The following is a 19,943-nucleotide window of genomic DNA, read 5'->3' on the forward strand; positions in this document are numbered from 1 at the left end:
CGTTCGTCCTGAGCCAGGATCAAACTCTCCATGAAATATGGAAAGCCGATTGGCTCTCATTTCTCTTTTGGACCGATATATTGCTATATCAGCAAAGAAATTGCCGATTGCTATATGTTCATAGTAATCGATGTTAGATGCTCTCGCATCTCGACATCTGGCTTTACATCATATGATACATGATGTTCTGCATTGTTTAGTTTTCAAAGAACACCCGCGATTCCCTCCGGCGCGGTGCGCCTTTCGTGAATCAGCTTCTATATATTACCTCATCCGTTTCGGCTTGTCAAGAACCTTTTGAATTTATTTTCGCAAGCTCTCAAGGCCGCTTGGGATCCGGCTGCCAGCGGCTTTTGCGCTCGTGGCTGTCTGCCGCCGACTCATAATATATTACACGGTTCGATGCTCCCTGTCAATACTTTTTTCACAAAGTTTTTTCGTTTTCACAAAGTTTTTTGCTTTACTTTATTTAGTACCTAGTATAAAATTTATCTTGTTCCCAAATGATAATAGAAAGAAGGGTTATTTATGTTCGTACAAGATCTCGCCAAGCAGGGCCGTCCAGAGGATCTCGCCATCATCGATCATGAACGACGCTATACATATGAAGCATTCGCCCAGGCTGTGGAGAACTGCCGCGACCGCCTTGCAGCGGCAGGCGTCCGCCCGGGCGACCGCGTCGGCATCTTCTCGCGCAACAGCGCCGATTTCGTCTTCGCGTATTTCGGCATCGTGAGCCTCGGTGCGCTCGCCGTGCCAATCAACTTTCAGCTTTCGGCACGCGAAGTCGCATTCATCATCAAGGATGCGGGCATCAAGGAGATCCTGACCTACCAGCCGCTGAACCTCGTCGACGCACTCGCGCAGCTGCGCTACGATGCGCGCGTCACACAGCACGATATCAAGCTCGTGAGCAAGAAAAAGCCCGATCTGCCTCCCGCCCCTGCCCTCCCGGCTGCCTTTGACGATCAGCATCCCTGCGCGATCATCTATACGTCGGGTACGACGGGCACGCCGAAGGGCGCCGTGCTCTCACACCGCAATCTCATTGCCAACGCGCAGCAGATGGAGATCATGCACTGCCGCCCGGAGCACAAAGTGCTCTGCGTGCTGCCGATGTACCACGCCTTCGGCTGGACCTGTTCAGCGATTTATCCTTTCTACTGCGGCGCAACTGTCGTCATCCTCGATCAGTTCACGCCAAAGGAGACGATCAGCACAATCCGCCGCGAGGGCATCAACGATCTCTACGTAGTTCCTTCGATCTGCAGCCTCCTTACGAAGCTCACGACAAAGGAGGACATGCATACGCTGCGCCTCGTCGTCAGTGGCGGCACGACGCTGCCGCTCAAGATCGAGCAGGATTTCATGGAGAAATTCGGCGTCGATATCTGCGAGGGCTACGGTCTCTCGGAAACGAGCCCTGTCGTGACGATGAACCCGCCCGGCCATGCCAAGGTCGGCTCGATCGGCCCGGTCGTGAAAAACATCGACTGGCGCATCGTCGATGCCAACGGCAACGATGTTCCCTACGGCGAGGCCGGCGAGTTCCTCGTCAAGGGGCCGAACATCATGCTCGGCTACTGGAACAATGAGGAAGCCACACAGGAAGCTATGCGCGGCGGCTATTTCCATACAGGCGATGTCGCACGCCGGGACAAGGACGGCTATTTCTACATCATCGACCGACTCAAGGACATGATCATCAGCATGGGTGAAAATATCTATCCGCGCGAGGTCGAGGAGCTCATCTATCAGTTCCCCGGCATCGCCGAAGCGGCCGTCATCGGCATCGAGGACAAGCTGCGCGGTCAGGCGGGTGCCTGCTTCTACAGCCTGCACGAGGGCGCGACGATCAACATCCGCGAGCTCAAGAAATTCCTCCAGGCAAACCTCGCACTCTACAAGATTCCGCGCGAGTACCACGAGCTGCCGCACCTGCCGCGCACGGCGACAGGAAAGATTGCGAAACGCGTCATCCTCAAAGAATTCATGGATCAGAAGGCGCTGAAAAAATAAGCTGCGGTGTCTGTCCTGCGCGCAGCGCAGACAGGCAGTCCACTCGTGCCCCGCAACCACTTTCACCTAAATAGGTATCCTTCCCAAAACATGACGGCGTGCCGCTCTATGCGGCACGCCGTCATGTTTTGGGAAAATCTGGCCCGTCATTGAGGAATCTCCCCAATGCCTGCGACACCCCCATCCGCCCGTTACGCTTTCACCGGAAAGACCTCCCGTGCCGCGAGCCGACAGGCGAGGCGCACGCAATCGTGGCAGGGAAGCAGCGGTTTTCCCGTCGCCACGCCCTTGAGATCCTTGCAGTAGATGGCGCCTGCCTCCTGCTCGAACGCCTTCATGAGCGTGCGCGCGAGCGCCGCGGTCTGCGGCTTCGAGTCCGGGTGCTCGAGGTGCGCCGTGCTGCGCGAGAGCCCCGCGAGCATGACGGCCCCCACGAGCGCGCCGCAGACGCCCTGCATCGTGCCCATGCCGGAGCCGAAGCCCTCCGCGATGCGGAAGACCGTCGCCTTGTCCGCTCCTGCCTCCTCTGCAAAGACACAAGCCACCGCCTGTGCGCAATTATAGCCGTCTTTCATCAGCGCGACGGCTTTCTCTGACCGTTCTTCCATCTTGCTCCGCCTTTCCTTCTCCTGTGCGCCACGCGCAGGCGGCACCTATGCCCGCGTCAGCAGGCGTATGACCGCCGCCCGCTCTGCCCGCACAACCATCTATGTACGCGGCGCGCGATCCGCAGCCGCGCCGCACGCCGTCCGCTTCGCCAACGGCTCATCGGTCGCAGATCCGCCGTGTGCCGTCCGCCTGGCCATCGACTCAGCAGCCGCAGCTTCCCTGCGCGCCGTATGATCCATACACGGCATGCGCAGGCCGCGCCGCAGATAGCTCCGCTGCAGCGTGAAGACGCTCTGAATCAAACGCTCCTGCTCGCGGGCCGTGAGGCTTTTCTCTAGTGAGACACCGACATGGTAGACGCGCCCCGTCGGCGTCTCAACCGGCGTGCAGCGCTTGACGCGCGCGACGGCGGCCAGCCGCCCGTACTGCGGCAACTGCGGGATGTCGATGGCGATCTGCGCCGCCAGCATGACTTCCTCCGCACGCGCGAAGCAAAGCCCGCCGCCGCTGATATCGACGAGCGCCACCTCCTCCGCGTCATGCAGGCTGCCATGATCCCCCGGCAGGCGCACGGCGAGCGGCAGGCTGATCGGCACGCGCACATAGCGGCGCATCTGAATACGCGACACCGTCGCCGGCCGCTCGAGGAACCACAGGCGCTGTGGCAGGCGCGAGCTACCGCGCAGTCCCGCCGTGAACCGATAGACGCAGCCATCCCCCGCCGCTGCGCAGGCAACCTCCGTCCCCGCAGGCGGCGCACTGCAGAACACATCCGCCGCCACATCGAGCGCCACCGCGAGATACCGGCAGGCAATCTCCTGCAGCCGCCCAGAAACCTCGACGGGCGCATCCGCCACGCTGGTCTGCAGGCGGAGAAACTGCCCGGGATGCAGGACATCCTCCGCCCGTTTCGTATCCTTCGTCATGAGAATGTCCCCTTTCCCCAGCCGCGTCCCGCCCGCGATGGGGCGCGGTCATCTCACCCGCATCTCAGACAATCTGCTCGCCGTGATAGAGCTCGCCGCCGATATGCGGCGCGACGCCGTAGCCAAGTGCCCAGGCCGTCTTGTACTTGACCGCCTGCGCATGGATGGCCTCGACGCGGTTGATCTGCTTCTTCACCTCGCCCGGCACGCCGACGACGAGCGAGTTCGGCGGGATGACCGCGTTCTCCTTGACGAGCGCGCCCGCCGCGATGATCGAGCCGCTGCCGATCTTCGCGCCCGTGAGCACCGTCGCGTTCATGCCGATGAGCACATTGTCTCCCACCGTGCAGGCATGCACGATGGCGCCGTGACCGATCGTCACATAGTCACCGATGATGCACGGCCCCTCATCCGCGACATGCAGGCAGGCGACATCCTGGACATTCGACGCCTCGCCGATGCGGATATAGCTCACATCGCCGCGCACGACCGCGCCCGGCCAGAGACTCGCGTACTTTGCGATCTTCACATCACCGAGCACGACCGCCCCCGGCGCCACGAACGCCTCCGCGTCAATCTCTGGGAATTTGCCCATATAACCATCATTCGGAAGAGTATACATACCGCATCGCTCCTAACAAGTCAAAGCAATTTCAAGTCCAAACAAATCCATTATAACACAGCAGACGCTGCCGCAAAAGAGGTAGCCGCCGCCCCGCATCATGCAATGCGCAGCGCGCAAGCCTCCATTTCGCGGGCATCTTGCGCCCGCCGGAAGCACGCCCCGCCAAGCGCGCTGCGCCTGGGGATATACTGTCCATACGGAGCCGCGCTTCCTCATTGACGCGCCCCCTGCCCTGTGCTAGGCTAATAAGGATGGACGGTATTCCGCGAAGGAAACTGTACTATTTTTCTCCCCCCGGAGCAGCACATCACGAAAGGAGTGATGTGTATGAACATTGGTTTCATCGGCGCAGGCAAGGCCGGTTTCACCCTCGGCAAATATTTCCGCACGCATGGCATCGAAGTTACAGGCTATTACAGCCGCAGCATCCGATCCGCGCGCGAAGCCGCCGCGTTCACCTCATCGAATGTCTACGAGGACGCCGCAGGCGTCCTCTCGAAGAGCGATGTGCTGTTCCTCACCGTCCCCGACGGGAGCATCCGCCCCACCTACGAGGCGCTCGCCCGCGGGGATATCCGGGGAAAGATTTTCTGCCACGCAAGCGGCGCGCTCACAGCAGCCGCCGCTTTCCCGGGCATCGAGCAAAAAGGAGCCTCTGGCTTTTCCGTTCATCCGCTGCTCGCCATCAGCGACCGCTACCGGTCCTATCGCGAGTTAGCGGATTGTTTTTTTACCCTGGAAGGGCCGGAGGAGAGGCGATCTGCGCTGCGCAGCCTGCTCGAGCGGGCAGGGCTCCATGTGCAGATCATCCAAGGAGAGGACAAGGCGCGCTACCACCTCGCCGCCGCAACCGTGAGCAACCTCGTCTGCGCGCTCTTCGCCGCGGGCGAGACGCTGCTCACGCAGTGCGGCTTCTCCGAGGCTGCCGCGCGCGCGGCGCTCGCCCCGCTCTTTCTCGGCAACGCGCGCAGCGTCGCGGCCGCGGGCGCGAGGGACGCTCTGACGGGCCCCGTCGAGCGCGGCGACCTCGGCACGCTGCGCGCCCACCTCGCCTCGCTCGGCGCGCGCGAGGATCAGCTCCTCTACCTCCTCCTCACCGCGAAGCTCCTGCCGCTCGCAGGCGCACGCCATCCGGAGCGCGATGACTCGTCCATCAAAGAATTTCTCGAAGCAGAGACGGCACGCCGTCTCGGGAAAGGATGAGTCCAATGAAAAACACCGTCAAGACATTCGCCAAGATGAAAGCCGCCGGCGAGAAAATCTCCATGCTGACCTGCTACGACTACACGACCGCCAAGCTCGAGGAGGCCGCGGGCATCAACGCCATCCTCGTCGGCGACTCGCTCGGCAACGTCATGCTCGGCTACCCAGACACCCTCTCCGTCACGATGGAGGACATGATCACCTATGGCCGCGCCGTCGCGCGCGCCTGCCACGACACGATGGTCGTCATCGACATGCCATTCATGTCCTACCAGGTCTCCGCCTCCCAGGCGGTCGAGAACGCCGGCCGCCTCATGAAGGAGGGCCGCGCGAACGCCGTGAAGCTCGAGGGCGGCGCGGCCGTCTGCGCGCAGATCGACGCCATCACCGCCGCCGGCATCCCCGTCATGGCCCATCTCGGCATGACGCCGCAGTCCGTCAACGCCTTCGGCGGCAACCGCGTCCAGGGCAAGAGCGAAGACGCCGCCCAAAAGCTCCTCGCGGACGCGAAAGCCGTCGAGCGCGCGGGCGCCTTCGCCGTCGTCCTCGAGTGCATCCCCGCGGACCTCGCCGCCCGCATCACGAGAGAGCTCACCATCCCGACCATCGGCATCGGCGCGGGCGACGCCTGCGACGGGCAGATCCTCGTCTACATGGACATGCTCGGCATGTTCAGCGACTACACGCCGAAATTCGTCAAACACTTCGCGGAGCTCGGCAAAGAGATGAAAGAAGCCTTCGCCGCCTACGACCGCGAAGTCAAGTCCGGCGCGTTCCCCGACGCCGCGCACGCGTTCGGTGCGCCCGCAAAGGATTGAGGCAGACGCCCCGCCTGTACCGGAATATCCGCATGAAAAAAGCCGCCCGCAGGCGGCTTTTTTCATGCGCAGGCGCTGTGCGCGGGACTGGGCCGCGCAGATTCCTGCAGCTTATCGATCCATTTCCTTCTTCAGCTCGTTGAGACGCGGCCACATGATCTTCTTGTAGGCCTCGACGCCCGGCTGGTTGAACGCATCGACGTCCGCGAGCTCGCCCTCGTAGGCGATGGACATCGCGAGCATGTAGAGGAGCTCGCCGAGGTGGTAGGCGTTGAGCTCCGGCAGCGTGAACGTCGCGTTGTAGCGGTGGTTGCCCGTGAGCGCGTCGGCGTTCGACTGGCGCGCGGTCTCGAGGGCGTCGCTCATCGTGACGCCGGCGATGTCGGCGAGCTTCTTCGCCTCGGGGAAGACGTTCGGAATCTTGTAGTCGTGCTTCCAGTTCTTGACCTTGAGGAACTGGATGACCTTGTTGAGGCGGCCCTCCTGGTGCTGCTGCGTCATGGAGTGCATGTCGCGCGTACCGACGGCGACGATCGGCGTGCGGCCGTAGCAGACTTCCTTGCCCTCGCGGTTGTACTGCTTGCCGAGGGACTCGGCGAGGAGCTGGATATACCACATGGAGATGGACTCCATGTAGTCGCCGTAGGGCATCATGACCTCGATGTCGCGGCCGTGCTTCTCGCTCGCGGCGAACTTGAGCGCAGCGTTGAGCATCGCGGGGTTCTGCCAGAGGTCTTCCGTCTGGCAGGCCTTGTCCATGTCCTTCGCGCCGTCGAGGAACGCCTGGATGTCGAAGCCGACGCAGGCCGCGAGCGTGAGGCCGACCTCCGAGAAGATGGAGAAACGGCCGCCGACGCCGTCCGGCACCGCATACTGCGGCCAGCCCTTTTCGATGGCGAGCTTCTTGAGGAGCGTCTGGTTCTCCATGTTCGGATCCGTGACGGCGACGACCTCCTGGTCGATGTCGGCGCATTTGCCGAGCTCGTCGTAGATGACCATGAAGTTCGACATCGTGTCGAGCGTGCCGCCGGACTTCGAGATGACGAGCAGGAGCACCTTGAGCTTGCCGCCCTCATGGCACTTCTTGACCTCGGCCGCCTTCTCGAGGTAGTGGATGAGATCATAGGTGCGCTGCGGGTCGATGTTGTTGCCGCTGAAATAGACTTTCGGGAAGCCGCCGCGCTCTTCCTTCGTCATGCTGTTCCAGAACTCGCCGCACTGCACGTCGAAGATGACCTTGTCGCCGAGGTAGGAGCCGCCGATGCCGAGCGAGACGACGACGTCGACGTTGTCCTTGACGTGGTCGGTGAGCTCCTGCAGATGCTTCATCGAGCTCGGGGAGTTCAGATGGCCCTCCTCGACGTAGGGGAGCTGGGAGAAGAGCACCTTCTCCGGCTCGCCGTCCTTGCTGAGGTGCGCACGGATGAAGCCCTTCTCGCGCATGACCTTCATCGCCTCGTGGGCGCGCTTGAGGTCAGCCTCGTACGACTTGAGGTCGGCGTCTGTGACCTTGCCCTCGCCGTAGAGGTTGTCATAGTCAAATTCAAAACCGGATTTCAGTTTCAGACTCATGTAGAAATGACACTCCTTTTCTTGTCGGAACCGCTGGCAGCGAACGGCGCGCCGCGCGCAACAAACGTTTGCCGTCGCGCGCGGACAGCCGCCGCGGGGACTGCAGCAGCGATTGCCTCGCCTTCAGTCGGATATTCTTATCCCGCCATCATTATAGCATTGAACAAAATCGCTGTGAACCAGCCACAGCGATTTTGTATCATTGGACGCAAATTGTTCCGCAATCTGTAATTTTATGAGACACTTACGCGCGAATCTCTTTGAGGAGCTCCGCCGTCTTTTCCTCGCAGAGCTTCTTGTCGCCGCGCGTCTCGACGTTGAGGCGGATGACCGGTTCCGTGTTCGACTTGCGCAGGTTGAAGCGCCAGTTGTCGAACTCGACGGAAAGGCCGTCGACCTTCGTGACCTTGCCCTTCGGCCCGTAGTCCTTCTCGATGCGGTCGAGCACGGCCTGCGCGTCGGCTACCTTGCTGTTGATCTCACCGGAGATCGGGAATTTCTCCATGCGCTCCTTCATGAGATCCGAGAGCGACTTGCCGCCCGCCTGGGAGAGCAGCTCGAGCACGAGCAGCCAGGGGATCATGCCGCTGTCGCAGTAGGAGAAATCGCGGAAATAATGATGGGCGCTCATCTCGCCGCCGTAGACGGCGTTGACCTTGCGCATCTTGTCCTTGATGAACGCGTGGCCACTCTTGCAGAGCACCGCCTCGCCGCCGTTTTCCTCGCAGATCTCGATGGTGTTCCAGATGAGGCGCGGATCGTAGATGATCTTCGCGCCCGGGTTCTTCTGCAGGAACGCCTTGGCGAGGAAGCCGACCATGTAGTAGCCCTCGATGAAGCCGCCCTTCTCATCGAAGAGGAAGCAGCGGTCGAAGTCGCCGTCCCAGGCGACGCCGACGTCCGCGCCGCTCTCGCGCACGACCTTCGCGGTCGCCTCGCGGTTCTCCGGCAGGATCGGGTTCGGCACGCCGTTGGGGAAATTGCCGTCCGGCTCGTTGTAGACCTTGACGATGTCGAACGGCAGCTTTTTCTCGAGCGCGTTGATGATGGGGCCGGCCGCGCCGTTGCCCGTGTTCGCGACGACCTTGAACGGCTTGAGCTGCGAGAGGTCGATGTAGGAGAGGATGTGATCCACATAGACGTCGAGCACATCTTTCTGTTCGACCTTGCCCGTCGCGGCCTGCGGCGCGAACGTGCCCTCCATGACGGCCTTTTCGAGCTCCTTGAGGCCCGTGTCGCTCGAGATGGGGCGCGACTCCTTGCGCACGAACTTCATGCCGTTGTATTCCTTCGGGTTGTGGCTCGCCGTGATCATGATGCCGCCGTCGAGGCCGAAGTGCGCCGTCGTGAAGTAGATCATCTCCGTGCCGCACTGGCCGATGTCCATGACATCACAGCCCGCCTCCGTGAGGCCCTTGACGAGCGCGTCGCGCAGCGACGGGCCCGAGAGGCGGATGTCGTGACCGACGGCGACCTTCTTCGCGTTGAAGAGACCGGGGAACGCGCGGCCGATGCGGTACGCGAGCTCCTCGTTGACATCCTCAGGATAAATGCCGCGGATGTCGTAAGCGCCGAAACCTTTATTGCTGATTTTCATACGATAACCCCCCATAGCCAGGGAAACACGGCGGCCGCCGCGCTCCTCAATACAAACAGACGGATTTCACTTACTCCATACTATCCTATTCGCGGTTCATCGCCTATTTTCCTGTTTTGCTGCGGAATTTCCTGGAAAATCCTTGGAGCCGGGCAAAATGGGCCGCGTCACAGCGGCGGCCGCCTCACGCCTGCGCGTCCTCCGCCCTCCCGTAGCGCCGCCGGAAGCTGCGCCACGTCCAGAAAAAGGCGATGGCGAGCGGCACGCAGCTGCCGATCCACGCCATGGGATTCGCGAGGCAGGCGCCGAGATAGCCGAGCGAGCTCACGAGGAAGATGGCCGCGCCCGCGCGCATGAGAAGCTCCATGATGCCGGCGATCGTCGGCACGACGCTCTGTCCGAGCCCCTGCAGCGTGTAGCGGAAAATGAAGAGCAGCGAGAGGATCCAGTAGCAGACGCCGTTGACGATGAGGTACTCCTGACCGAGCGAAATGACCTCCTGCTCGCCTGCGCCGACGAAGAGCGCGAGCAGCGACGGGCCGAACGCGATGAGCCCCGCGCCCGCCGCCACGGCGAACGCGAGCGACATGTAGCTGCATTTCCTCACGCCCTCGCCGATGCGGTGGAACTTTCGCGCGCCGTAGTTCTGCGCCGTATAGGCCGCCATCGCGATGCCGAACGACATCATCGGCATCATCGCGATGGACTCGATCTTCTGCGAGGCGGCGTAGGCGGCGACGGCCGTCGGCCCGAGGTGGTTGAGCGCGACCTGCAATATGACGGCGCCGATCGCGATGATGCTCGACTGGAAGCCCATCGGCAGCGCGATGCGCAGATGCGCCCAGTAGAGCGATAGATCCGGCCGCCAGTCCGCGAGATGCGTGTGCAGCGCGGGCACGCGGCGCAGGATGAACGCGAGGCAGAGCAGATTGCCGCAGACCTGCGAGGCGAGCGTCGCGAGCGCCGCGCCCGGGATGCCCCAGCCGAGCACGAGGATCGCGATCGGCTCGAATACGATGTTGAGCGAGAGCCCTGCGGCGAGCAGGATGGTCGGCGTCTTGCTGTCGCCGAGCGCGCGCACGAGGTTCGTCTGCGTCTGGTAGAATACGAAGAGGCAGATGCCCGCGTAGACGAGGCTGATGAAGGAATACGCGCCCTCCATGATCTCCGCCGGTGTCTGCATCCAGAGGAGGAACTGGCGGCAGAAAAAGACGCCGCCAGCCGTGAGCACGATGCTCGCTAAGAGCGAGAGCACGGCGCACGCGGCGACGCTCCGCCGCACGCCCGCCTCGTCACGCGCGCCGAAGCGCTGCCCCGTATAGATGGAGAGCCCCGTCGAAAAGCCGATGACGAACCCGAGCATGAGGAACATCAAGGGCCCCGTCGAGCCGACGGCCGCGAGCGCCGCGACGCCGAGGAACCGCCCGACGATGAGCGTATCGACGAACGCGTAGAGCTGCTGGAAGATATTGCCCGCGATGAGCGGCAGGGTAAAAAAGAGGATGAGCCGCGCGGGCTCGCCCTCCGTGAGATTTTTCGTCATTCAAGATACCTCGTCACCAGTGTCCGCAGCGTCTCCTGCAGCACCGTTACATTGTCGAGCAGCGCCTCCGTCTGCGGGCGCAGCTTCGTATAGTGGAACACGGGATGATGCGTGACCTGGTAATCCGCCGGATACGGCACGACATCGATGCCCTGCTTCTTGAAATTGAGCACGGCGCGCTTCATGTGGAACGCGCTCGTCACGAGGATCGGCTGCGTGAGCCCCTGCGCGCGCAGGATCTCCGCCGAGTAGCGTGCGTTCTGCGTCGTGTTGACGCTCCGCGTCTCGACGAGGATCTGCTCCTCCGGCACGCCGAGGTCGATGAGCATGCGCCGCGCGATCTTCGCCTCCGCGCCCGTATCCTCGTAGACCTGCCCGCCCGAGAGCAGGATGGGCACGCCGAGCTTCCGCTGCAGGCGCACCGCCGTGAGGAGCCTGTTCGCGGGGCTCGCGCAGAGCGCGCCCACGCCATCGACATCGGGCGAGTCCGGCATCGCACCGCCGCCGAGCATGATGATGACGTCGCCCGCGGGCTCCGCCGGCGGCAGATACGCCTGCTCGAGGCTGCCGAGCGTCCGCTCCGCCACCAGCCCCGTGCAGAGCAGATAGAATACAAACGTCACGCCCGCGAGGCACGCGGCGAGCCGGCGCTCCCGCCGCCGCCACGCATACCACGCGAGCGCGAAGAATATCACGATGAAAATGCCCGGCGGCAGCACCCAGCTCGCGCCGAACTTCAGAAAATAAACCATGAATCTCCCTCCACGGCAAGATATCCCCGCCCCTTCCCGCATAACGCGCGACGCCCCACAGACCGCCGGGCAGCAGCCAAGAGAGGGGCCCTAGCGCCCGCAATGCGGACGCTCGTGCAGTCTACTATAACAAATTTTCCTAAAAAAAGAAAGGAAAGCCGCACGCCGCCTCAGCGCCTCAGCGCATTCTCGCGTAGCACTTGCAATTGTTTTGTTCATTTTCAGCGATAATTATCCTTATTTTTGGATTGTTTTTACGTTTTTCATTTCCTATACTAAGAATCAAGAAAGACACCTACCAGGAAGCGCGAAAGAATCCTGCTTCCGAAAAGAAAAAGGGAGGCGAACTACATGAGTGTCGCAATCCAAGCAGACCACGTCATCAAGCGCTACGGGGATCTCACGATCATCCCCGGGCTTTCCGAGAGCATCGAGAACGGCGAGTTCTTCACCCTGCTCGGTCCGTCCGGCTGCGGCAAGACAACGTTGCTGCGCATGATCGCAGGTTTCAATACGATCGAGGGCGGCGAAATCAAGTTCAACGACACGGTCATCAACGACATCCCCGCGCACAAGCGCAATATCGGCATGGTCTTCCAGAGCTACGCGATCTTCCCGCATCTCACCGTGCGCGAGAACGTCGAGTACGGACTGAAGCTCCGCAAAGTGCCGAAGGACGAGATGAAGCGCAAGGTCGACAAGATACTCGACGTCGTGCAGATCACAGAGTATCAGGACCGCCTGCCGGAACGCCTGTCGGGCGGCCAGCAGCAGCGCGTCGCACTCGCGCGCGCCATCGTCATCCATCCGAGCGTCCTCCTGATGGACGAGCCGCTCTCGAACCTCGATGCCAAGCTGCGCGTGGAGATGCGCTCGGCCATCCGCGAGGTGCAGAAGCAGGTCGGCATCACGACGGTCTACGTCACGCACGACCAGGAGGAGGCGCTCTCCATCTCCGACCGCATCGCCGTCATGAAGAAGGGTGAGATCCAGCAGACGGCGTCGCCGCACACGATCTACACGCGCCCCTACAACGTCTTCGTCTCGACCTTCATCGGCCACTCGAACCTCTTCCGCGCGACAGTACGAGACGCCGGCGGCACAAAGGCGATCGTCTTTGCCGACGGCTACACGGTGCCCATGGCGAATCTCTCGTCAGAGGCGACGGACGGCATGCCCGTCATTGTCGCCGTGCGCCCGGAGGAATTCTCCATCCGCGCGCCGGGCGACGGCCTCACCTGCCAGGTGCACAGCAAGGTCTTCCTCGGCAAATACATCACCTACGGCCTCACATTCCCCGAGGAGCTGGTGCTGCCGAAGCAGCCTTCCATCGAATTCAGCCAGGACCTCGGCCACGCGGAAAAGATCCTCGAGACGGGCGACACGGTGACGCTGCGGCCAAACGCGCGGAAGATCAACGTCTTCACCGCCGACGGCAGCCACAGCCTGATGGAAGGTGTGGTGCGTCATGAATAGGAGATTTCGCTGGGATTTCTGGGCGGGCATCACGCTGCTCTCCATCGCCGTCTTCGGCCTCTTCCTCATCTACCCGCTCTTTTCGCTCTTCGTGAGCGCCTTCCAGGATGCGGCGACCGGCAGCTGGTCGCTGGCGAACTTCGCGCACTTCTTCGAGCGCAAATACTACTACCAGTCGATGATCAACAGCTTCTCCGTCACGACCTGCGTGACGCTGCTCGCCGTCCTCATCGGCACGGCGCTCGCCTATTTCATGACGCTCTATCGCGTCCGCGCGAAGAGCGTCGTCGAGGTCTGCATCATCATCTCGCTGCTCTCCCCGCCCTTCATCGGCGCGTACTCCTGGATCCTCATCGGCGGGCGCAGCGGCATATTGACGCGCTGGCTTGCGGACTACGGCATCGACTTCCCATCGATCTATGGCTTCGCCGGCATCCTGCTCGTGCTGACGCTCAAGCTCTATCCGTTCATCTACCTCTACGTCGCGGGCGCGATGAAGAACATCGACTCCGCCCTCATCGAGGCGGCGGAAAGTCTCGGCTGCAGCGGCATCCGCAAAGTCGTGACAATCATCATCCCGCTCATCACACCGACCATCCTCGCAGGCGCGCTCATGGTCTTCATGAACGCCATGGCGGACTTCGGCACGCCGATGCTCATCGGCGAGGGCTTCAACGTCATGCCAGTCATGATCTACTCGGAGTTCATCAACGAGGTTGGCGATCAGGCCAACTTCGCCGCCGCCATGGCCGCCATCATGGTGCTCATCACCTCGACGATCTTCATGGTGCAGAAATACATCGTCAACCGCAAATCATTCACGATGAGCTCTCTGCGCCCCATGCAGACGGGCGCACTGCACGGCTGGAAGAACGTGCTCATGCACGCCTGCATCTACCTGCTCGTCGCGCTCTCGCTCATCCCGCAGCTCGTCGTCATCTACACGTCGTTCCTCAAGACGAGCGGCTCCATCTTCGTCGACGGCTACTCGCTCGACAGTTACCGCACGATCTTCGAGTCCCTCGGCACCGCCATCCGCAACACTTACCTCTTCAGCACGAGCGCGATCGTCATCATCATCTTCCTCGGCATGACGGTCGCCTACCTCACGACGCGCCGCAAGAGCTGGCTGACGGACATCATCGACACGCTGACGATGTTCCCGTACATCATCCCCGGCTCCGTCCTCGGCATCACGCTGCTCCTCGCCTTCAACGACGAGCCGCTGCTGCTCTCCGGCACGGCGTTCATCATCATCATCTCGCTCGTCATCCGGCGCCTGCCGTACACGCTGCGCTCGAGCTCCGCGATCCTCTATCAGCTGAGTCCGAGCATGGAGGAGGCCTCCATCAGCCTTGGCGCGTCACCACTCAAGACGTTCTTCAAGGTCACGGCGGTCATGATGCTTCCAGGCGTCATGAGCGGCGCGATCATCTCCTGGATCACCGCGATCAACGAACTGAGCTCATCCGTCATCCTCTTCACCGGCGCGACGAAGACGATGTCCGTCGCCATCTACACCGAGGTCATCCGCGCGAGCTACGGCACAGCCGCCGCACTCTCGACAATCCTCACACTCACGACCATCACGGCGATGGTGATCTTCTTCAAGGTCTCCGGCCGCCGCGATGTGACGCTGTAAACTCCGATGACGTTCCCATCATTTTCAAAAAGGAGGAATCCCCATGAAACTCAAGAAAGTTCTCGCCACGCTCCTGAGCGCGGCCCTGCTCACCACCTGCTTCGCCGGCTGCGGCGGCAGCAAGGATGCCTCTTCCGGCAGCGCCTCGGCAGGCGACGACGAAAACAAGCTCGTCATCTACTGCCCGCATCCGCTCTCGTTCATCAACCCGCTCGTTGAGGAATTCGAGAAGGAGAGCGGCATCAAGGTCGAAGTCGTCGCCGCCGGCACCGGCGAACTCCTCAAACGCGTCGAATCCGAGAAAGCGAACCCGCTCGCTGATATTTTCTGGGGCGGCTCCCTCTCCACGATGAAGCCGAAGGCCAACCTCTTCGAACCGTACAAATCGGCGAATGAAGAGCATGTACAGGATGCTTTCAAGAACACCGAGGGATCCATCACGCGCTTCACCGACATCCCGAGCGTCATCATGGTCAATACAGACCTCATCGGCGACATCAAAGTCGAAGGCTACGAAGACCTCCTGAACCCGGCGCTCAAGGGTAAGATTGCCATGGCCGATCCCTCGAAATCCTCCTCTTCCTACGAGCACCTCATCAACATGCTCTACGCCATGGGCAACGGCGATCCGGACAAGGGCTGGGACTACGTCGAGAAATTCTGCCGTAACCTCGACGGCAAGCTCCTCTCCGGCTCCTCCGCCGTCTACAAGGGCGTCGCGGACGGCGAGTACGTCGTCGGCTGCACCTTCGAGGAAGGCGGCGCAAAATACGTCGCGGACGGCGCACCCGTCAAACTCGTCTACATGAAGGAAGGCGTCATCTCCAAGCCGGACGGCATCTACATCATCAAGCATGCCAAACACATGGAAAACGCCAAGAAATTCATCGACTTCATCACGAGCAAGGAAGCCCAGACGCTGATCACGCAGAAGCTCCACCGCCGCAGCGTGCGCGATGACGTTCCCGCGCCCGCCGGTCTCCTCGAGAAATCCCAGATCCACATCATCACGGACGACGAGCAGGTCGTCAACAAGGACAAGAAAGCATGGCTGGATAAATTCAAAGACATCTTCACCAGCGTGCAGTGAGCATATTGCCTGCGGGTGCCGCACTTTTTCAAAGAAACGCTGAATGAATCAGTGCTTCCTTGAGGCGGCACCCTTTCTCATCGGCCCTCATTCCTTTATAATGGAAGAAACAGCAAAGGGGAAGCGCTGCCTAGCGCAGTGATTCCCCAAGGAAAGGAAGCGATGACTTGCATCACCAGTTCCAGGAGGAGGTGCGGCGCGCGCTCACGAAATACGCGCTTGTCCCCGTGCTGCTCCTCGCCTTCCTCGGCTCGCTGCTCATCTGCTTCAGCTGGCATCACTACATCGTCATGCGCAACGAGGCGAGTCGGCAGACGGCCGCCGAGGTGCTCACGGGCATCCTCACGGACTACGAGCAGCGCGCGGACCGCGTGGCGGAGCGGCTTGCAGACGGGCCGCAGCCCCTCGCGTCGCTCGGCGCGCCCAGCCCGCTGCGCACGGAGCTCTACGCCTATCTCTACCATGAAGTGAACATCACGCACGACGCGACGCAGTTCTTCCTACTCGACCGCAGCTGCCGCGTCCTCTTCGGCAGCCGTCACACACTCCCGGCCGCGCTCACGCCGCTCTCAGAAACCTGGGGCATCGTGCGTCGCCTCAAGGAGCAGCCGGCACGTGCGCAAGCGGAGTTCCTGACGCATCCCGGCGCAGCGAGCCGCGACCTGCTCGTCGGCCGCGCCATCGTGCAAGACGGCGCGCTCGCCGGCTACATGCTCTTCGTCGTGCCGGGCGAATACCTCACGCACAGCATCACCTCCCCCCATCTCTACTTCCTGCTCGCGGACGACTTCCAGAACGGCGTGCTCGCGACGGGCGGCGGCCCCTTCACGACGCGCTTCGGCAAGGTCGCAGACGTCGTGGCAGCCGCATCCAGCAAACGCATCACCTACCAGAAGGACGAATACTACATCACGCAGCAACCGCTCCCGCAGGGCTGCACGCTCTATGCCATCACACCCGTCACCGACCTCTTGCTGCGCTATCTCATCGGTGCTGGCCTGCTGCTCGCCATCGCGCTCATCATGGTGCCGATCATCCTCTGCAGCGTCGGTCAGGAGAGCGCGCGCCGTGCCAAGGCCGTCGACGAGCTCGTCGAGGCGTTCGCGCGCGCCAAGCGCGGCGACCTCTCCGCGCAGCTCACCGTGCGGAGAGGCAGCCAGCTCGAGGTCGTCACCGAAGCATACAACCACATGACGCACAGCCTCCGCGCGCTCATGCAGCAGCACGAAGCTGAGACGCGGGCGACCGTCATCTCCGAAGTGCGCCAGCTCGAGTCCCAGTTCCAGCCGCACTTCCTCTTCAACACACTCGAGAACATCAAATTCATGATCAAGCTCGACCCGGACGCGGCCATGCAGATGATCCATGCGCTCTCCTCCCTGCTGCGCTACAGCATCCGCACCGACGTGCGCCAGGTTACCGTCGACGAGGACCTCGCCTACACGCACAACTACCTGAAGATCCAGCAGTACCGCTTCGGCAGCCGCCTACGCTACGAGGAGGACATCGCGCGCGCCGCGCGCTGCGCTGCCATCCCGAAGCTCCTCTTCCAGCCCGTGCTCGAGAACGCCATCCGCTACGGCAGCGACGACGACGGCAACATCAGCGTCCGGCTCACCGTACGCCGCGACGGTGCGCTGCTCCGCGTTACGATCGAGGACCAGGGCAAGGGGCTCGGCGCCGCGAAGCTCGCGGAAATGCGCGCCCTGCTCAAGAGCCGGAACGCCTCGAGCCGCCACACGGGACTCTACAATGTCCACCGGCGCATCCAGCTCATGTACGGCGAGGCATACGGCCTCGCAATCGCCTGCCCCGAAACGAGCGGCACGCGCGTCACGCTGACCCTTCCCGCTGTCCGCAAAGAAGAAATGGAGGAATGCTCCCCATGAAGAAAATCTTCATCGTCGAGGACGAAGACATCATCCGGCGCGGCCTCGTCTGCACCATCGACTGGCTCCGCCTCGGCTGCAGCGTCGTCGGCGACGCGCCCGACGGTCTCGCCGCCCTGCCGCGCATCGAAGCCCTGCAACCAGACGTCGTCCTCACAGACATCCGCATGCCGCGTCTTGACGGGCTCGCGCTCGCGCGGCGTCTGAAAGAATGCGCGCACGCCCCTGCCATCATCTTCCTCACGAGCTACGCGGACTTTTCCTACGCGCAGGCTGCTCTCCGCCTGCAGGCCGCCGACTACCTCCTGAAGCCCGTCGACGAAGCCGAGCTCCAGCGCGTGCTCGAAAAGATTCCCGTACTCCCGCCAAGACAGCCAGACGAGGACGACACCGGAGAAAGCACGCGCGCCCTCAAGGACTGGGCGGCGCTGCGCGAACGCCTGCAGCAGGCGGAAAGCCCCTATGTCCGCGCCGTGCTCGCAGCCATCCAGACGCGCTACCGCGAGAAGCTCAGTCTCGAGCAGATTGCCTCTGAGCAGGGCGTCTCGCAAAGCTACCTCTCACGAAAGCTCAAGGACGCGACGGGACAGACCTTCGGCAGCCTGCTCGCCCGCTACCGCCTGCAGCAGAGCATCGACCTGCTCGCCGCAGGCACCTGGCGCGTCTACGAGATCGCCGAGCAGACAGGCTTCGGCGACTACAAGAATTTCTGCCAGGTCTTCAAGAAATACCTGCACACATCGCCCCGGGCCTTCCTGCGCCAGGCAGCAGGCGGCATCCGGCTGGAAGGAGATCGCCATGAAACCTTATGAAAACATCCTGCTCATCACCGATCTCGACGGCACGCTCGTCCCGCACGGCGGCCGCGTCTCGGACGAGAACCGCCGCGCCATCGAGACCTTCACCGCGGGCGGCGGCTGCTTCGGCATCGCGACGGGACGCACGCCCGAGGACTCCGTCGGCTTCGTAAAGGGCCTCCCCATCCAGGCACCGAGCATCTTCTACAACGGTGCCATGCTCTACGACTGGCAGCGAAAAACGCCGCTCTGCGTGCGCCCGCTCCCCTCGCCGCCTGAGGATCCCGCCTGCTGGCCGCGCTTCGCCGCCGCCTGCCAGCATCTCCTCCCCACCGCCTGCATCGAAATCTACACTGCGGACGGCTGCCACATCATCACGGATCCAGCCTATGACGATCCGAGGCTTGCCAAGGAATTCTTCCACATCGTACACACGGCGCTCGCGCCGCTCTCCGATCCCCAGGAGACGCCCTGGCTGAAATTCTTCGTCAACGATACGCCCGCGCAGCTGCGGCGCCTGGAAGCGGCCGTACACGCCCAGCACATGGACGCGCTCGCGACGACCTTCTACTCGGAGGTCAACTACTTCGAGTTCGTCGCCAAAGACGCCTCCAAGGGCGCCATGCTCGAGGAGCTCCGCCGTCTGCCGGCGGGAAGCGGCAAGATCATCATCGCCGCCGGTGACTTCCTCAACGACAACGAGATGCTGCGCGCGGCGGACGTCGGCGTCGCCTCCGGCAACGCTCACGCCGCGACGAAAGCGGCAGCCGACCTCGTCGGCTGCGCCGCCAGCGACCACCTCATGGCATGGATCCTCGAAAACGTCATCAAAAAACGCGCGTTTCTCCGCGCATAAAAGAGGAAAACACCCTCTGCGTGTCTAATAGATATAGCAGTCAGGAAACCATCAGAAAACAACCATCAGAGCAAAGGAGTCTTCACCATGGCATTCATCGAACCGAATCCCGTCCAGGCCACGGAAAAAGCAGGCGGCAAGGGCACCGTCACCATCGTACACCTCCTCACGGAGAAGGAGCTCGACGGCAAGTGCGGCATGTTCTCCAAGGTCATCATCCCGCCTTGCTGCTCGCTCGGCGTCCACGAGCACCACGGCAACACGGAGACCTACCACATCCTCTCCGGTACGGCGCTCTACAACGACAACGGCCGCGAGGTCACGCTCCATGCCGGCGCGACGACGTTCTGCGCCGACGGCGAAAAGCACGGCATCGAGAACGCGTCGAAGACGGAAGATCTCGTCTTCATGGCGCTGATCATCAACAAGTAAGAACGGCGGCCGTCCGCCTGCCCGTCCAGCCGCATGTGCCCGCCCCTGCCTTCGCAGGCTGCGGGCATTTGATTTGCCTGCCGCTCTTGCCATCCGC

The 19,943-nt window shown here is 62.2% G+C and carries 17 protein-coding genes; 10 read left to right on the forward strand and 7 right to left on the reverse strand.

All coding sequences use genetic code 11. From position 1 onward, the window contains the following. Positions 1–528 precede the first annotated feature (528 nt). The gene (locus F599_RS0109265; protein WP_019543250.1) at positions 529–2,019 is read left to right on the forward strand and encodes a class I adenylate-forming enzyme family protein; all 1,491 of its coding nucleotides are present in this window, start codon (positions 529–531) and stop codon (positions 2,017–2,019) included. Between the two features lie 191 nt (positions 2,020–2,210). Here the strand turns inward: F599_RS0109265 and F599_RS0109270 are convergent, their stop codons facing one another. The 3 genes from F599_RS0109270 to F599_RS0109280 form a co-directional block, all read right to left on the reverse strand. Continuing rightward, the gene (locus F599_RS0109270; RefSeq protein WP_019543251.1) at positions 2,211–2,627 is read right to left on the reverse strand and encodes a C-GCAxxG-C-C family protein; all 417 of its coding nucleotides are present in this window, start codon (positions 2,625–2,627) and stop codon (positions 2,211–2,213) included. Positions 2,628–2,726: 99 nt separating this feature from the next. After that, positions 2,727–3,554, reverse strand: a complete 828-nt coding sequence (locus tag F599_RS14035; protein ID WP_019543252.1) for a flagellar brake protein — start codon at positions 3,552–3,554, stop codon at positions 2,727–2,729. Positions 3,555–3,618: 64 nt separating this feature from the next. After that, the gene (locus F599_RS0109280) at positions 3,619–4,176 is read right to left on the reverse strand and encodes a gamma carbonic anhydrase family protein (RefSeq protein WP_019543253.1); all 558 of its coding nucleotides are present in this window, start codon (positions 4,174–4,176) and stop codon (positions 3,619–3,621) included. Between the two features lie 330 nt (positions 4,177–4,506). Here F599_RS0109280 and F599_RS0109285 point away from each other — a divergent pair, with 330 nt between their 5' ends. Beyond that, positions 4,507–5,382, forward strand: coding sequence for a Rossmann-like and DUF2520 domain-containing protein (locus tag F599_RS0109285; RefSeq protein ID WP_019543254.1), 876 nt, complete (start codon positions 4,507–4,509; stop codon positions 5,380–5,382). A gap of 5 nt (positions 5,383–5,387) precedes the next feature. After that, positions 5,388–6,200 carry a 3-methyl-2-oxobutanoate hydroxymethyltransferase gene (gene panB, locus F599_RS0109290; protein ID WP_019543255.1) on the forward strand — a complete coding sequence of 271 codons (813 nt, stop codon included), beginning with the start codon at positions 5,388–5,390 and terminating at the stop codon, positions 6,198–6,200. 111 nt (positions 6,201–6,311) lie between these two features. On the opposite strand, the gene F599_RS0109295 is transcribed toward panB, so the two are convergent. The 4 genes from F599_RS0109295 to F599_RS0109310 all read right to left on the reverse strand — a co-directional run bounded on the left by F599_RS0109295 (position 6,312) and on the right by F599_RS0109310 (position 11,664). Further along, positions 6,312–7,772 carry a glucose-6-phosphate isomerase gene (locus F599_RS0109295; protein WP_019543256.1) on the reverse strand — a complete coding sequence of 487 codons (1,461 nt, stop codon included), beginning with the start codon at positions 7,770–7,772 and terminating at the stop codon, positions 6,312–6,314. Between the two features lie 244 nt (positions 7,773–8,016). Continuing rightward, positions 8,017–9,369: a phosphohexomutase domain-containing protein gene (locus tag F599_RS0109300; RefSeq protein ID WP_019543257.1), complete on the reverse strand. Its 1,353-nt coding sequence runs from the start codon at positions 9,367–9,369 to the stop codon at positions 8,017–8,019. A gap of 184 nt (positions 9,370–9,553) precedes the next feature. After that, the gene (locus tag F599_RS0109305) at positions 9,554–10,912 is read right to left on the reverse strand and encodes an MATE family efflux transporter (RefSeq protein ID WP_019543258.1); all 1,359 of its coding nucleotides are present in this window, start codon (positions 10,910–10,912) and stop codon (positions 9,554–9,556) included. Further along, entirely contained in the window at positions 10,909–11,664 is a 756-nt protein-coding gene (locus tag F599_RS0109310) for a YdcF family protein (protein ID WP_019543259.1), read from the reverse strand. The genes F599_RS0109305 and F599_RS0109310 overlap by 4 nt, the downstream gene beginning before the upstream one ends. Positions 11,665–12,015: 351 nt before the next feature. On the opposite strand from F599_RS0109310, the gene F599_RS0109315 reads away from it, so the two are divergent. From F599_RS0109315 to F599_RS0109345, 7 genes are all read left to right on the forward strand, one after another. Beyond that, positions 12,016–13,140 carry an ABC transporter ATP-binding protein gene (locus tag F599_RS0109315; protein ID WP_019543260.1) on the forward strand — a complete coding sequence of 375 codons (1,125 nt, stop codon included), beginning with the start codon at positions 12,016–12,018 and terminating at the stop codon, positions 13,138–13,140. Further along, positions 13,133–14,782 carry an ABC transporter permease gene (locus F599_RS0109320; RefSeq protein ID WP_019543261.1) on the forward strand — a complete coding sequence of 550 codons (1,650 nt, stop codon included), beginning with the start codon at positions 13,133–13,135 and terminating at the stop codon, positions 14,780–14,782. The genes F599_RS0109315 and F599_RS0109320 overlap by 8 nt, the downstream gene beginning before the upstream one ends. Before the next feature lie 43 nt (positions 14,783–14,825). After that, positions 14,826–15,872 carry an ABC transporter substrate-binding protein gene (locus F599_RS0109325; protein WP_019543262.1) on the forward strand — a complete coding sequence of 349 codons (1,047 nt, stop codon included), beginning with the start codon at positions 14,826–14,828 and terminating at the stop codon, positions 15,870–15,872. 167 nt (positions 15,873–16,039) lie between these two features. Further along, a complete protein-coding gene (locus tag F599_RS0109330) occupies positions 16,040–17,761 on the forward strand; it encodes a sensor histidine kinase (protein WP_019543263.1) in 1,722 nt (573 codons plus the stop codon). Continuing rightward, positions 17,758–18,573 (forward strand): response regulator transcription factor, encoded by an 816-nt coding sequence (locus F599_RS0109335; protein WP_019543264.1) that lies wholly within the window; start codon positions 17,758–17,760, stop codon positions 18,571–18,573. The genes F599_RS0109330 and F599_RS0109335 overlap by 4 nt, the downstream gene beginning before the upstream one ends. After that, the gene (locus F599_RS0109340) at positions 18,560–19,414 is read left to right on the forward strand and encodes an HAD hydrolase family protein (RefSeq protein WP_019543265.1); all 855 of its coding nucleotides are present in this window, start codon (positions 18,560–18,562) and stop codon (positions 19,412–19,414) included. Before F599_RS0109335 ends, F599_RS0109340 begins: the two co-directional genes overlap by 14 nt. Before the next feature lie 87 nt (positions 19,415–19,501). After that, a complete protein-coding gene (locus tag F599_RS0109345; RefSeq protein WP_019543266.1) occupies positions 19,502–19,846 on the forward strand; it encodes a cupin domain-containing protein in 345 nt (114 codons plus the stop codon). The last annotated feature ends 97 nt before the right edge of the window (positions 19,847–19,943 follow it).

Source organism: Selenomonas bovis DSM 23594 (assembly GCF_000381005.1).
GTDB classification, from domain to species: Bacteria; Bacillota; Negativicutes; order Selenomonadales; family Selenomonadaceae; genus Selenomonas_C; species Selenomonas_C bovis.